Source organism: Kitasatospora sp. NPDC056184 (assembly GCF_042268405.1).
Classification (GTDB): Bacteria; Actinomycetota; Actinomycetes; order Streptomycetales; family Streptomycetaceae; genus Kitasatospora.
Genome location: NZ_JBHJUI010000008.1, coordinates 218,887 through 232,186 on the forward strand (window position 1 = coordinate 218,887; position 13,300 = coordinate 232,186).

The following is a 13,300-nucleotide window of genomic DNA, read 5'->3' on the forward strand; positions in this document are numbered from 1 at the left end:
TCTCCTCAGTACCGTTCACCGGGGTCGGCCCTTGTCCCGGCCTGTGGCGAAGCACACCACGGGGCAGGTCTGAACCAGGCCGGACAGTGGTGAAGGAGACCAGAACTGAGACCACGCTGCCTGTCAGGGACCGACCGGAGCAGATCCGGAAGAGCTGGGCAGGCCGGCGGACACCCCACGTCCTCCAGCCGATCGGCCCGGCCGAGCCCCAGAAGTGATCAGCCCTCGAATCAGCTCGGTGGATCCGGGCTCAGCGGTAGCGTTCGACGAGCGCGTTGCCGATCGAGGCCAGGTGGGCCCGCACGTTCGGAGGGCCGGTCACCTCGAGCCATTCGACGAGCCCGGCGAGCTCACCGGCGAGGGTGTACTCGTCGCGGCCGCGGATGACGACCTCGACGCGGCCGTCGGTCGCGGTGCCTCCCACGTCGAGTCGATCGCCGAGTCCGATCCGGAGTATGCCGATGCCGCGGGGCGTGCAGAGGGCCTGGATCTCCAGGGGCGTCCGCCTGCGTTCGACCTCGTCGGCCATCTCGCGCCAGCTCCCGGCGAGGTCGAAGTCCTCGGGCCGGTCCACCGGATCGTCGGTCGGGTCGGCGGACGCCACGCGGTCGATCCGGAAGGTCCGTCGGCCGGTCTCGGTCTGGGCGACGAGGTACCAGGCCGGGCCTTTGGCGACGATGCCCAGCGGGTGGACGGTCCTCCTCGTTTCGGTGCCTCTGCCGTCGACGTAGCCGAGCCGCACCTGGACGCCGCGGATCACCGCGTCCTGGAGTGCGTCGAGGAAGCGGGGCGGTGGGTGCTCGGCCCGGTTCGCCCCCCATGGCCGCGGGTCCGTCACCAGTGACGCCGCTGCCGCTTCGGCCTGCACGCGGAACGGCTCCGGCAGGGCGTGGACGAGTTTGCGCAGAGCCGTTTTCACCGCCGGTGTCGCGGCCGAGGCCGGGCCGGCGACCAGGAACAGGGCGCGGGCCTCACCTGCGGTCAACCCCGACAGGTCGGTGCGGGCGCCGCCCACCAGGCGCCAGCCCCCGCCTCGTCCTTGCGTGGAGTACACGGGCACCCCGGCCACGGCCAGGGCGTCGAGGTCGCGGCGGGCGGTGCGCTCGGAGACCTCCAGCTCCCGGGCGACCTCCGCCGCCGTCACCTGCTCGCGCCGTTGCAGCAACAGGAGGACGGCCACCAGCCGGTCGGTTCGCACGCCGAAAAACCTCTCACACAAACCGGTCATGAGGTGACCGGTTTCGGGCGACAGGATGGCGGCATGACCTCAAGCGATTTCCCCGAACCCACTCTCATTCCGGTCAACGGTGTGGAACTCGAAGTCTTCGAAACGGGCCGAGAGAACGCGGGAAAGCCCATCGTGCTCTGCCACGGGTGGCCGGAGCACGCCTTCTCCTGGCGTCACCAGATGCCCGCCCTCGCCGCAGCCGGCTACCACGTCATCGCCCCGAACCAGCGGGGTTACGGCCGCTCGTCCCGCCCGGTCGAAGTGACGGACTACGACATCGCACACCTGTCGGGCGACCTCGTCGCGCTCCTCGACCACTACGGCTACGAAGACGCCGTCTTCGTCGGCCATGACTGGGGCGCGTTCGTCGTCTGGGGCCTGGCCCTCCTGCACCCCGACCGCGTGAACAAGGTGATCAACCTGAGCCTGCCGTACCAGGAGCGCGGTGAGAAGCCCTGGATCGAGTCCATGGAAGCCGTGCTCGGCGGCGACTTCTACTTCGTCCACTTCAACCGGCAGCCGGGCGTCGCGGACGCCGTCTTCGACGACAACGCCTTCCAGTTCCTCCGCAACCTGTACCGGAAGAACGAGCCCCCCGCGGAGCCCCGGCCGGGCATGGCGCTGATCGATCTCGCCAGGGCGGAAGCACCACGCGGAGAGCCCGTCATGAGTGACGGCGAACTGGCCGTCCTCGTCTCCGCCTTCGAGACCTCCGGGTTCACCGGCACCATCAACTGGTACAGGAACCTCGACCGCAACTGGCACCTGCTGGCGGACGCGGACCCGATCATCCACCAGCCCACCCTCATGATCTACGGAGACCGTGACCTGGTCGCGAGGGCCGAGAACCTGGCCGAGTTCGTCCCCAACGCGGAAGTGGTCAGCCTGGACTGCGGCCACTGGATCCAGCAGGAGAAGCCCGAGGAAACGAACCGGGTGATCACGGAATGGCTGGCACGCCAGGTCCGGCCGAGCAGGCGGACCGGCTGAGCCGAGGCTTCGGCCGATCCGGACGCCACCCGGATCGGTCCTCGATCCCGGCCGGTACGAGCGCGGGGCCGACGAGCGGCGGCCTGGTCTTGCCGTGCTCGGCTTCGTCCAAGGCCGCAGGACACGGCAATCGCAACCAGGAGACGAGGAAGGCCCGGGCCGCATGATGCGGTCCGGGCCTTCTGCCGGCGGAGGATACGAGATTCGAACTCGTGAGGGGTTGCCCCCATCACGCTTTCCACATGTTCGTCCAGCTGTCCGGGGAGGTCCGTAGCCATCCTGGCCTGCGGCGGAGATGCTCCGCGGCCTGGCTCCGAACGGCCCCGGACGGAGGTGAATGCAACCAAAACTGCAACCAGGTGTCTGCCTGGCAGCAGTCCGATGAGTCGGCCCGCCTCGACGGTCTCAGTGGCGGCCCGAAGCGCTTGGTCCCGAGTCTTCGTCAGCTGTCGGTGTCCTTGGGGTGTCGGGGGGAGGCGTAGACGAGATGGACGGTCCGGTCCGGTTCGTCGACGAGGTATCGAACGCGTCCGCCGGCAGTCACCTCGTACTCCCACTGGGGCAGCTCGTGCCCTCCGAGGCTGCGGGTTGCCAAGCGGCCCCGCAGGCGATGCTGCCGATCCGGGTCGGTCAGGGACAGCGGGTCGGTACGGAGCGCTTCGAAGCATCGGCGGGTGTTCCCCGGAGCCTCTGTGCAGAGATCGCCCCATCCCTTGGCTGCTTCACTGGTGGCGAATCGCAGGCGCCACTCGTCGCCGATCGGTGGTGGCGGGACATCGTCGCCGCGCTTGGGGCTCATGGCGTGAGCACCTCGCCGTGGTCCTCGCCGGGAAGCGGTTCGGTGAGCTGCGAGGCGAGCCCGGGATCCGCCAGGATCCGGGCGGTGGCGCGCCACTCGACGATCACGCGGTGCAGGTTGGCGTGGACATCCAACTCCACCGCGTCGCGAGTGGCGTCCACGAGGTCGACGACGAACTCCCGGACCTCGTCGGCCGACAGATGCCGAGTCCAGGGGAACACCTCGGGGAGCGCCAGGAGTACGGCCCGGGCCCCCTCGTCGCTGGTGATCAGCGCGGCGAACAGGCGCGCGGTGACATCTGCGGTTTCTTCGCGCTGACGGTCGTGCCGCTCGGTGGTGAGGTACAGGTCCTCGCCGTCGCGGCGCGTGACGTGAACGCGCTGGGCTTGCTCGACGGTGTCCGCGACGCGCTTGGAGTTCTTCGACAGATCGGAGAACGACACAGTGAGAGTGGACATGGGGCGACGCTACTTCGGAATACGTTCCGAAGTCAACCGGAATGCGCGCCGAGCCGGGCGAATATTTGTTCGATGAGTTGTCCCTCTGGTGGTACAGACTTTGGCTGTGCGCGCCCGGAGGATGGGTGTGCGGGGTCCCGTTGCCTCTGTGCGGAGGCCGGAAGTGTGGAGAGCCGTTGTCGAGTGGAGCGTCCTCGCGGTCTGGGCTGTCACGCTCGCGGGTGTCCTGCTCGGGCGAGCGCAGGTGCTGCTGGAGCGGGCCGCCGAGGTCGTTCGCGCCTGGCGTGAACTCGGCCGCGTACTGCGGCCGCCGGATGGGCGCAGGTGAACGACGAAGGCCCGGGCCGCATGATGCGGTCCGGGCCTTCTGCCGGCGGAGGATACGAGACTCGAACTCGTGAGGGGTTGCCCCCAACACGCTCTCCAACTGTTCGTCCGACTGTCCGGAAGGGGCCGCAGGTGTCCTGGCCTGCGGCGGAGCGTCCGGCCACCGAGGTCCTGAACGGCAATGGACGGAGGTGAACGCAACCAGAACTGCAACCAGAGCGGGCCCGGCCCCGCCCGGCCCGGTGGTCGTGCCGACGGGCTACCGGGGGCGCGATGCACTGCCGTCGGGCGTAATGGAAGGACCCGCCCCGCGGTGGACTCCGCAAGGGGGGCGGGACCGATCGAGCCGGTGCCGGGTGCCGCGACCGGAGGAGGACGGCGGTGAGCGAGGATGAGCGGTGAGCAGCCGGCCGGCGCAGCGGGGCCGGACCGGTCGGAGGGGCGCGGCGAACGCCTGTTGGGGGCGCTGCTCGATCGGGCCCACGAGCTCCCGCCCCAACTGATCGCCCCGCTGGTCGCCGACGCCGTGCGCGAGCTCGGCGGCCGTGACCCGGTGCTCCTGCTGCAGGACTACGGCCAGCTGGTGTTGGTGCCGCTGCCCGGGCGGGGGTTGGCCGCGGGGGAGCCGGTGCCGATCGACGGTTCCCCGGCGGGGGCGGCCTTCCTGCGAGGTGTTCCCGTCGAGGAACCGCAGACCGGCGGGGTGCGGGTGCACCTGCCGTTGCTGGACGGTGGCGACGAGGCGGGGGTACTGGCCCTCACGCTGGATGCCGTCGACGACGAGGACCGGCGGTTCTTGCGGCGCCTCGCCGCTCTGGTCGCCGATCTGCTGATCACCAAGAGCGGCTACACCGACCGGATCTTCCAGGCCCGGCGCCTCGAACCGATGAGCGTGGCCGCTGAGATCCAGTGGTCGCTGCTGCCGCCACTGTCGATGTCCGTTCCGCAGGTCGCCGTGGCCGGCATCCTCGAACCCGCCTACCAGGTGGCCGGCGACAGCTTCGACTACGCGCTCAACGACGGCCTCCTGCACGTGGCCACGATCGACGCGATGGGTCACGGGCTGGACGCCGCGACCATGGCGACCGTGGCCATCGGCGCGTACCGGCATGCCCGGCGTGCCGACACCGGACTGGCCGAGATCTACGCGTTCATGGACCGGGCCATCGCCGAGCAGTTCGGCCCCGACCACTTCGTCACCGCGCAGATGATGCGCCTGGACACCGGGACCGGCCACCTGCAGTGGGTCAACGCCGGCCATCCCCAGCCGCTGCTGATCCGCGACCATGTCGTCGTCGAGCGGCTGGAGAGCGCCACGACCCTGCCGGTCGGGTTCGGCGGTGAGGAGCCGGTGATCAGCGAGCGGGCGCTGCGGCACGGTGACCGCGTCCTGTGCTTCACCGACGGCCTGGTCGAGGAGCGCGCGCCCGGTGGGGAGCAGTTCGGGGAGGAGCAGCTCATCGACTGGGTCGACCGCGTCGAGCGCTCGCAGACCGGGGTGCGGGCCGTGGTGCGAGCGCTCTCCCACGTCCTGAAGGAGAAGCGGGGCGGTCGCACGAGCGACGACGCCACCCTCTTCCTGATCGAGTGGCGCTGACGCACCGGCCCCGACCAGGGCTCTTGTCACTCACCAGGTCGGCCCGGGAGGGGCGGAGTACCGTGGGGATGTCGGAGCGGCCCGGCCCGATCCCGCCGTTCCCCGGAGGCCGGCCCTCGCTCGGCGGCCCGTGCCCGTACTCGTACCTGCGGACAGCCGGACAGCCGGCGAGCCATGTCGGACGGAACCGGTGCCGCGATCCCGGGACTCGGCCCGGTCGGGGCCCCGGGCTCCCTGGGCAGACAGGAAAGGCGGGGCGGAGAGATGTCCGTCTACGTGAAACTCTCGGCCGACGCCCGGGCGCCGGCGGAGCCGTCGAAGGGGCCGCTGGACCTGCAGTACGAGGACAGTGCGGATGGCGTCACCTTCGAGTACGACCTGCACCCGAGCGGTGCGCTGCGCGTCCTGCGGGTCTTCGAGGACACGCCGTACCGGATCGAGGTCTGCTTCGGCCCCGGGGCGTGGCTCCAGGTCGTGGGCAACTACCTGCGAAGCGGCGCCGAGTACTGACGGCACCGACGGCGGTCCGTCCCGGCCGTACCGTCGCTGTCCGGGGGAGGGAACGTCGGCACGGGAGGCCAGGATGTGGCACTACCGATGGATTCTGGAGACGCAGGACGACGACGGCCGCTGGTCCCGGCGGGACGGCGCTCCGATGCGGGATCCGCTGGAGTACGACGGGCCGCCCCAGCGGGCGGCCAACCACCTGCGGGACGTGTTCGTGCGCACGCTCTCCCGGCCCGCGCCCGGCCCACGGGCGATCAGGATCCGCCTCTGGGAGGGCGCCGATGTCGCCGGCCGGCCGCACGCCGAGGCCGAGTGGTCCCGCGAGTGACACACCCGGCCCCGCGGCCGGAGAGCGCGTCGCCCGTCCCTCCGACTACGCGGGCACCGGCCATGAGGCGGCTCGGGTGCGGGCGACATCCGCCCGTCTGTCCGCCTCACCGGCGCCGTCGGAGGGGGTGACGGCCGACGGCAGGAAGTCGGAACCGGACCTCGGCCGGTGTACGTCGCCGCCCGTCTCCACGGCGAGCAGGCCGCTCGCGGTCGTGGTGTTCGCGGGGTCGGCGGCTTCGGCCATCAGCCGGGCGGCACCGACGGCATCCGTCTCCGGCGGGACGACCAGCAGGTTCAGCCGAGGAGGAGCGTACGAGAACACCGCGATCGTGTGCTGGTCCTGCTCGGTCGTGAACCAGCCCGCGTGGACGGTGTGCCCGGCGACCGGGATCCGACGGGGGATGGCGGGCCACTGCGCGGGGTTCAGGGTGATCCGGGTCATCCGGCCCCACCGCTCGTCGATTTCGGCGGCCAGGGCGGGGAGTTCGAGGAGAAGATCGCGCGAGCGGGGCCACCACGCTCCGTCCAGGCGGCCGGGCCGCACGCCACCGGGCGTGAGGGAGAGCCGTGCCGTGGAATCCGGGGCGGCGGGCGTCGTCGCACGATCGAGGGTCGTGGTCATGATCCGGGACCTGTCCCTGGACCCGGCCCGCGAGGCCGGGCCCGGCATTGCCGTTCGCCGGAGACGACGCCAGTACCCGGTGCCGGCATGCGAAGTGCCTTCGGTGATGTCCAGCCTACTGCGGATCCGGCCCGGACCCGGTACGGCCGTGGTGGTTGGGTCTTCCGCCTGGATCCTTCGGGCGGGCGCGGTGGAACGGGCGAGGCCGGCTGCTCAGACGCGCCCGTAGCGGACCGCCTGGTCGGCCAGTTCCCGGGCCATCTCCTCGGAAACGGTCGGACGCGTGCGGTGGATGGCGTTCAGGTAGTCCTCGGTACCGGGTTGGGTCCGCTTCCCCGTGTCGAGGGTGCGTTCGAAGGTGCTCTGGGCGACCGCCATGGCGACCTGCCGGATGTCGGCGGGGGTGAAGCCCTCGCTGGCTTCGGCGAGGACGGCGGTGTCGGCCGTGGTGCCCGTCTTCGCCGTGTAGCCGGCCCACAGCGCGTCACGGGCCGTGACATCGGGCGGCCCGACCGGCAGGACGTAGTCGAACCGGCCGTGGCGCAGGAACGCCGGGTCCAGGTCGGCCACCGAGTTGGTGGCGCAGACGAGGAGCCGGCCGTCGCGCTCACGGAACCGCACGATCGACTTGAGGAGTTCGTTGACCACGCCGACCGACGCTGGGGCGGCGGGGTTGCGCGTACCGGCGACCTCCTCGACCTCATCGATGAAGAGCAGCACGTGGTCGAGCTGTGTCACCTCCTCGAAGCGGCGGCCGAGTTCGGTGGCCAGCCCGTCCTGGGACGCGAGCCGGGAGGGGAACAGCTCGATGAACGGCCAGCCGAGCCGACCCGCCACGGCCTTGGCGAACGTGCTCTTGCCCGTGCCCGGCGGACCGAACAGCACGACCGCGCGGGGCGGTTCCACCCCGTGGGCGTCCGCCAGCTCGGGGTTCGCCAGGGGCAGCACCAACCGCCGTTCGATGAGCCGTTTCTCGTCGGTCATGCCCGTGAGCCGTTCCCAGAGGCCGGCTTCGGGCATGACCGCGCCCAGCACCGCCAGGACCGTCGGCCCCTGAGGGCTGACGACCTCCGACTTCTCGAAGTACGTGAGCCCGTGGTGGGCGCGGAATCCGGAGTCGGCCAGCGCGGTGGCGCCGGTTTCCTCCTCGGGCAGCAGCGCTGCGACCATCCTGGCACCGGCGTCCCGCAGACGGCGCTCCAGTGCGGACAGCAGGGCGCTGCCGATGCCCAGGTTCCGCCAGCCGGGGTGCAGGGCGATGCGCAGCACCCATGCCCGGTCCCCGTCGACCCGGCCCACCGCCGCGCCCACGAGACGTCCGTCGGCAACCACGACGACGCCCGGATCACGCGCCTGCAACGCGGCGACCACGTCGGAGAGGCGGAAGACGGCGGCGCGGTCCGTGGCGGCGCTCTCCGCGTCGAGCCGGACCACCGCTTCGAGGTCGTCCGGTGTGAAGTCCCGGACATGCCATACAGCCATACGCAGCCTCGGTCGAACGTCGCGCGCGCCCCGCCCCTCGGACCCATCATCGGCCGACTCCGGTGTGGCCGCCTGTCCGGACGAGCGACGGACGTCCCGCCGCTCCGTCGCGTCGACACGGAGCGGGGACGGCGCGCGGGCGGTGCCGGCACGCGCCCGGGGTCGGGTTGTGGGCGACCCGCACCGGAATCCACCCGTTCCTGGCCCGCTCCTGGTGCACGGAGCGGACCGCGATCCGTGCCATCTCGCGCAGCGCGGCCCGTTCGCCTGACCGACCACGGCCCTGGCCCTGGCCGCGCTCGCGATGCGGATCAAGCATCTGGCGGTCTGCCGGTCGTCGACGAGGGCGGCTACATCCTCGGCGTCCTCACCACGGACCGCGCCACCGGCCTGCTCTCCGCCACACCGACTCCGTGAAGCCGTCGATGTCCGCGCGGTGAGAACCGGTCGGACCGAATGGGAGCAGAACTGAGACCACGGGCATGACGAAGGCCCGGACCGTCGGAACGGTCCGGGCCTTCTGCCGGCGGAGGATACGAGATTCGAACTCGTGAGGGGTTGCCCCCAACACGCTTTCCAAATGTTCGTCCGACTGTCCGGAGAGGTCCGCATGGCTCCTGAACTGCGGCAATGTGACTCGTTGGCCCGACTCTGAACGGCGCTGAACGGGGGTGAATGCAACCAGAACTGCAACCACTCAGGGCTGCATCCTGTGACGGGATGCACTGCCTTGTGCTCGGGGCGAGTTGTGCGAAGTGTAGGTACGCTGTCAGGACTGGGGCCGAAGATCGCGAGCCATTAGGATAAGGATCCGATTCGGCGACCGCTGGAGGGTAAGGCGGATTCCCGCTGTCAGTCCGCTGCTGGAGCGTCGCTGCTCAGTGTTCCATCAGGTTCGAGTCCGTGTCGTAGGACGGGCACGGGAATGTCGGGCGCGGCTTCTTCTCGTAGCTCAGACAGATGGACCAAGGCATACCAATCCCCTGCGTCGGCGGCCTCGGCCGCCAGTTTGTCGGCTTCTTCGTGTCTCCCTAGCCTCTCAAGCAGCTCGATGAGAGGGACTATTGCGTAGTCGTGTCCTGCGTCAACGCACTGTCGGTGCAGCGCTTCGGAGCCCTTGAAGTCACCGGCTTCCTCTCGGATATGAGCGAGTTCCAAGAGGGTGTAGGTGTCGCCGTATTCCGCAGCCTCCCACGCCAGGGCTTCGGCCTCCGCTCGGTCGCCTGACCTTTCGCGCAGCTTTGCAAGTCCCGTCAGAGCGGTGACGTGGCCTCTCGTGGTGAGTAGAAGTTGTTCATACAGCCGCTCTGCTCCTTCGTCGTCCCCCTCATGTAGCCGCGTTGCCGCGAGATGGGAGAGGGCGACGCTATTACCGGCCAAAGCGTCCTCGTAGGCAAGCGCTTTGGCGCCGTCAGGATCTCCGCTTTCTCGTCGGGCGTCTGCCAGTGCCAGAAGGGCGAGATCGTCACCGATATCAGCTGCCCGGCGTGCGAGCGCCTCGGCACTCTCACAGTACCCGGCCTCCTCTCGTGCGACGGCAAGCTGACGGAGCACCCTGGTGTTGCTTGCTGCTGCCGCCTCCATGGCAAGTTGCTCGGCAGCGCCATGTTCTCCTGCCGCCTCCATCATTACGGCCAGTTTCTCCAGGGCGTGGCCGTGACCCGCATCGTTGGCTACGCGATAGAGGGCTTCGGCTTCCTGAAGGGCCCCGGCAGCTTCTCGCAGCTCCGCAAGCATGAGGAGCGCGTGAGTCTCGCCAGCGTCAACCGCCTGCTGGTAGAAGACCTCGGCCGCCTTGTGATCTCCCTCGGCTTGCCGAATGGACCCAAGTCGGCACATGGCGTCGGTGCTGCCGGCCTGTGATGCCTTCAGCAGACAGGCCAAAGCCTCATCGTGATCTCCAGTCAGTGTCCGCATCTCGTAGAGTTTGACCAGCGCGCTGATGTCCCCAGCGTCTGCTGCCCGACGGTAGAGCGCGTCTGCCCACGACCAACGAAGGCGTTGGTCTGCCGCGTCAGCGAGACGGGCGAGATCGTCGGGATGCGTGAGGTGGATGTAGGCGGCTTCCCAGAAGGAGCCCGGAGGACACAACGCCTGGCGTTCGTGTCGCCCGTGCTGCTCAAGGTAGTCGGCCAACCGGTAAGACGTCGGCGCAGAATCAACTGCCGGCTGAACGGTAGAAGCACGCCGGGCGGGGCGGTGACGGACACGTCGCAGGGGGGCAAAGTTTCCGTGGACGGTTGAACCAGCTTCCGCTATGGCACGGTCGAACCACGAATCTTCCAATGAGTCGTACTCGTCGTCGGTCAGGTAGTCCTCAGCCGCATGGGCCAGGAAGGTCATGGGCAAGTGAGGTCCGGCCGCAAAGCGACGAGCATCGATGGCTACTTGCAGGATGGCCCGGACCGCTGGCGACGCGGCGCGGTATCGATGTAGCAACTCGGGGGCGCCGGCCAGGAACTGCGCAAGGCGACCGTCCCTGGCGTGGTCGAGGGCATGACTGAGTTGTCGGTCGCCGGATGCTGCCATCAGTTCTGTCGCGGCGATGGCGGCCGTGTCGAAGTGCTCCGGTAGTTCAAGTCGACGGTCCGCCAGAAGAGCCCTCACCTGGGAATACGCGTCGCGCTGGCCGGGCTCGGGAAGGGCCATGTAGTCACGGACGTATTCAGGCCAAAGGGTTCCTAGAATCAGTACCGGCGAACGCTCAGGGCCGGAGATCAAGGTTCGCAAGGCAGCGGCGATGCGCTCTCCCAGCCCTTGGCCCGCACCGAGGTAGTGCTGGGATTCATTCAGCCATACCACAGTGTGTGGTGGAACTCGTTCGAGGTCAGCCAGGGCAGCTTCTGGACGAGTTGGGTCGATCGGATGCCACAGCCGCCACCCCAGAGAGGCAAGCGGCTGGACGGCTTCCCAGCACGCACGGGTCTTGCCCGTAGACGAGGAACTCACCAGAACAACCATCTGGCTACTTCCGCCAGCGGCCATCGACACAATCTGGGCCAGGTCGACGTCATGCGGCCGGCGGACGTAGCCCGGGAGAGCTGATGCTCCTGGCCTCAAATACCTGGTGGCTCCATTACGTTGGCCGGGAAGGGGTGGGGCATCAACAGCAGGGTGGACCTCCAGATCGTGGGGGTCCCAGTCGGCAATGGGGCGACCGACCGTATCCGTCTGTGCAGCATCAGTATCTGCGGTAGGCAGCGTGGTCAGCTCGACGGCCGCATCACGCAGGTCGAGCAGGGAGCGGACATCGAGCCCCAGAGCCCTGGCCAGCGTTCCCACCGTCTGCGCTGTGGGAACGGGTGCCGAGCTGCTGAAGGCTCCACTGACGACAGTACGGCCCAGACGTGCCCGACGCGCGACCTGAGTCTTGTTCAGTCCTAATTCGACCCGGGCCGCATCGAGTCGGGCCCGCAGCTCGGTAAGGGCTGCTCCTGGATCCTGGAACTTCCCCGTACTCACGCTTCACCAACCATCTCGCCTGCGCAGCGCGCGTGTTCGCCTGTGTTCATCTTCGTCCACGCGTACCACGGCGAACACCAACTTGGAAAGCATTGTCCTCACAACAACGCCTTTGCCTCGAAGGAGGACGCGTGTCAATGCACACCGCTGTGATTCTGCTCGTCTGCGCCGTGATCCTGGTGGTTGCCACGTTGGCTGGAGCCGCGGCTGGTTACCTGGCCCGCCGCGATGACGCCACCTATCCTGCCGCGATCGCCCGTGCGGCTACGGCTTTTGCCGCAACACTCACCCTGGCAACAGTGATTGTCCCCAGGCTGGCTGGCTAACCATGTGCGAGGGTTGTTAGCCAGCTGATCTTCGCGGTTCGTGCGGTCTCGACCGCGTCGGGCAATTTACGGTGATCCCTAGCGAGGGGGCCCCGACCAGTTTCCGTCGGGGCCCTTCAACGCACTCGCAACGGCGGGGTTCAGACGGCATGCAGAGCGAGCGCGCTGCCGTATTCAGACCTGAACTCGCGGACCTGAAGTCCGACGACCTTCGCAAGCTCCCTGTCGGAGTACCCGTGGTCGGAACGGTGTGTCTCCAGGATGCTGTCGAGGATGCCCGGTTCCTCCCGTTCGGGCTCTGCAGGTTCGTTCCTACGGTAGCCATGCTGGGAGAGTTGAACCTGGAGGCTTTTGTAGCGACTCTCATCGATGCGTTCCAGGCGCTTGGCTGCCTGAAGCACGGCTGCCATCGAAGCCTTCCAGTGCTGCTTCAGCTGGACCATTTTCTGGATGTTGAGGCCGGACAGGTGTGGTCCGACGAGACGACCGGGCATGAGGAACTCGGACGCGAACACGTCGGCTTCCCGCTCGCCGTCATTGCTCGGAAGCTGGTGCATCACCAGGTGGCCCAGCTCGTGAAGCACGGTGAACCGCTCGCGAGCAGGGGGCATCCCAATGTTCAGAATGATCACTGGCAGGCTGTTTGGTGGTCTGACGCTCAGGCCGGAGATCTTGGGTGACTCCAGGTCCCGGCGGACGACGACGATCCCAGCCCGTTCGACGGTCCGGATCACGTCGTGGACTGGGCCGTCAGGGATGAGCCAACTCGCACGAAGCTTGGCTGCTGCCTCCTCGGGGGAGTGCTCGTCGGCGTCCAAAACAGGTAGGCGATAGATCGGCTCGATGTCCACACTTGCTTCGAGTCGACGCAGTTGCATAAGCAGCAGGTTGACCTCGGCCTCGATGCGTTGCAGTGCTGTCTTGCCGAGGCCAGACTGCTTGCGGTGGTAGAAGCCGGACGGTCCCAGTCCAACTGGCTCGTCAGGCCAGCTCAGAAGATCGGTGGGATAGCCGAGGGTGTCGGCCACCGCCTGCATCCTTTCGGGAGTCAGCGTTCCAACGCCGTTCTCCGCTTTGGACAGGGCCGCCTGCGAGATGCCGGCGAGCCCTGCCAGCTTCGACTGGGACAAGCCACGAGACTCCCGCGCGAGTTGCAGAAGGCGCGGGTTCAT

The 13,300-nt window shown here is 68.6% G+C and carries 13 protein-coding genes; 6 read left to right on the forward strand and 7 right to left on the reverse strand.

What is annotated here, in order from left to right; genetic code table 11:
- Positions 1-250: 250 nt before the first annotated feature.
- Positions 251-1,198, reverse strand: a complete 948-nt coding sequence (locus ACFC0B_RS18475; protein ID WP_376086864.1) for a helix-turn-helix transcriptional regulator — start codon at positions 1,196-1,198, stop codon at positions 251-253.
- 63 nt (positions 1,199-1,261) lie between these two features.
- Between ACFC0B_RS18475 and ACFC0B_RS18480 the strand changes: the two genes are divergently transcribed.
- A complete protein-coding gene (locus ACFC0B_RS18480) occupies positions 1,262-2,218 on the forward strand; it encodes an alpha/beta fold hydrolase (protein ID WP_376086865.1) in 957 nt (318 codons plus the stop codon).
- A gap of 442 nt (positions 2,219-2,660) precedes the next feature.
- On the opposite strand, the gene ACFC0B_RS18485 is transcribed toward ACFC0B_RS18480, so the two are convergent.
- Together ACFC0B_RS18485 and ACFC0B_RS18490 are read right to left on the reverse strand one after the other, a co-directional pair.
- Positions 2,661-3,017, reverse strand: coding sequence for a hypothetical protein (locus ACFC0B_RS18485; RefSeq protein WP_376086866.1), 357 nt, complete (start codon positions 3,015-3,017; stop codon positions 2,661-2,663).
- Complete coding sequence (locus tag ACFC0B_RS18490; protein ID WP_376086867.1) at positions 3,014-3,475, reverse strand: prevent-host-death family protein; 462 nt, start codon at positions 3,473-3,475, stop codon at positions 3,014-3,016. The genes ACFC0B_RS18485 and ACFC0B_RS18490 overlap by 4 nt, the downstream gene beginning before the upstream one ends.
- 163 nt (positions 3,476-3,638) lie before the next feature.
- Between ACFC0B_RS18490 and ACFC0B_RS18495 the strand changes: the two genes are divergently transcribed.
- From ACFC0B_RS18495 to ACFC0B_RS18510, 4 genes are all read left to right on the forward strand, one after another.
- Positions 3,639-3,803 carry a hypothetical protein gene (locus tag ACFC0B_RS18495; protein ID WP_376086868.1) on the forward strand — a complete coding sequence of 55 codons (165 nt, stop codon included), beginning with the start codon at positions 3,639-3,641 and terminating at the stop codon, positions 3,801-3,803.
- 390 nt (positions 3,804-4,193) lie between these two features.
- Positions 4,194-5,399, forward strand: coding sequence for a PP2C family protein-serine/threonine phosphatase (locus ACFC0B_RS18500; protein ID WP_376086869.1), 1,206 nt, complete (start codon positions 4,194-4,196; stop codon positions 5,397-5,399).
- 264 nt (positions 5,400-5,663) lie between these two features.
- On the forward strand, positions 5,664-5,909 hold the full coding sequence (locus ACFC0B_RS18505) for a hypothetical protein (protein ID WP_376086870.1): 246 nt from the start codon (positions 5,664-5,666) through the stop codon (positions 5,907-5,909).
- A gap of 73 nt (positions 5,910-5,982) precedes the next feature.
- Positions 5,983-6,234: a hypothetical protein gene (locus ACFC0B_RS18510; RefSeq protein ID WP_376086871.1), complete on the forward strand. Its 252-nt coding sequence runs from the start codon at positions 5,983-5,985 to the stop codon at positions 6,232-6,234.
- Between the two features lie 45 nt (positions 6,235-6,279).
- On the opposite strand, the gene ACFC0B_RS18515 is transcribed toward ACFC0B_RS18510, so the two are convergent.
- The 3 genes from ACFC0B_RS18515 to ACFC0B_RS18525 form a co-directional block, all read right to left on the reverse strand.
- A complete protein-coding gene (locus ACFC0B_RS18515; protein ID WP_376086872.1) occupies positions 6,280-6,858 on the reverse strand; it encodes a DUF5994 family protein in 579 nt (192 codons plus the stop codon).
- 213 nt (positions 6,859-7,071) lie between these two features.
- Positions 7,072-8,340, reverse strand: coding sequence for an ATP-binding protein (locus ACFC0B_RS18520; protein ID WP_376086873.1), 1,269 nt, complete (start codon positions 8,338-8,340; stop codon positions 7,072-7,074).
- Positions 8,341-9,192: 852 nt separating this feature from the next.
- Positions 9,193-11,622: a transcriptional regulator gene (locus ACFC0B_RS18525; protein WP_376086874.1), complete on the reverse strand. Its 2,430-nt coding sequence runs from the start codon at positions 11,620-11,622 to the stop codon at positions 9,193-9,195.
- A gap of 317 nt (positions 11,623-11,939) precedes the next feature.
- Between ACFC0B_RS18525 and ACFC0B_RS18530 the strand changes: the two genes are divergently transcribed.
- A complete protein-coding gene (locus tag ACFC0B_RS18530) occupies positions 11,940-12,128 on the forward strand; it encodes a hypothetical protein (protein ID WP_376086970.1) in 189 nt (62 codons plus the stop codon).
- Positions 12,129-12,268: 140 nt separating this feature from the next.
- Here the strand turns inward: ACFC0B_RS18530 and ACFC0B_RS18535 are convergent, their stop codons facing one another.
- Complete coding sequence (locus ACFC0B_RS18535) at positions 12,269-13,300, reverse strand: helix-turn-helix domain-containing protein (RefSeq protein WP_376086875.1); 1,032 nt, start codon at positions 13,298-13,300, stop codon at positions 12,269-12,271.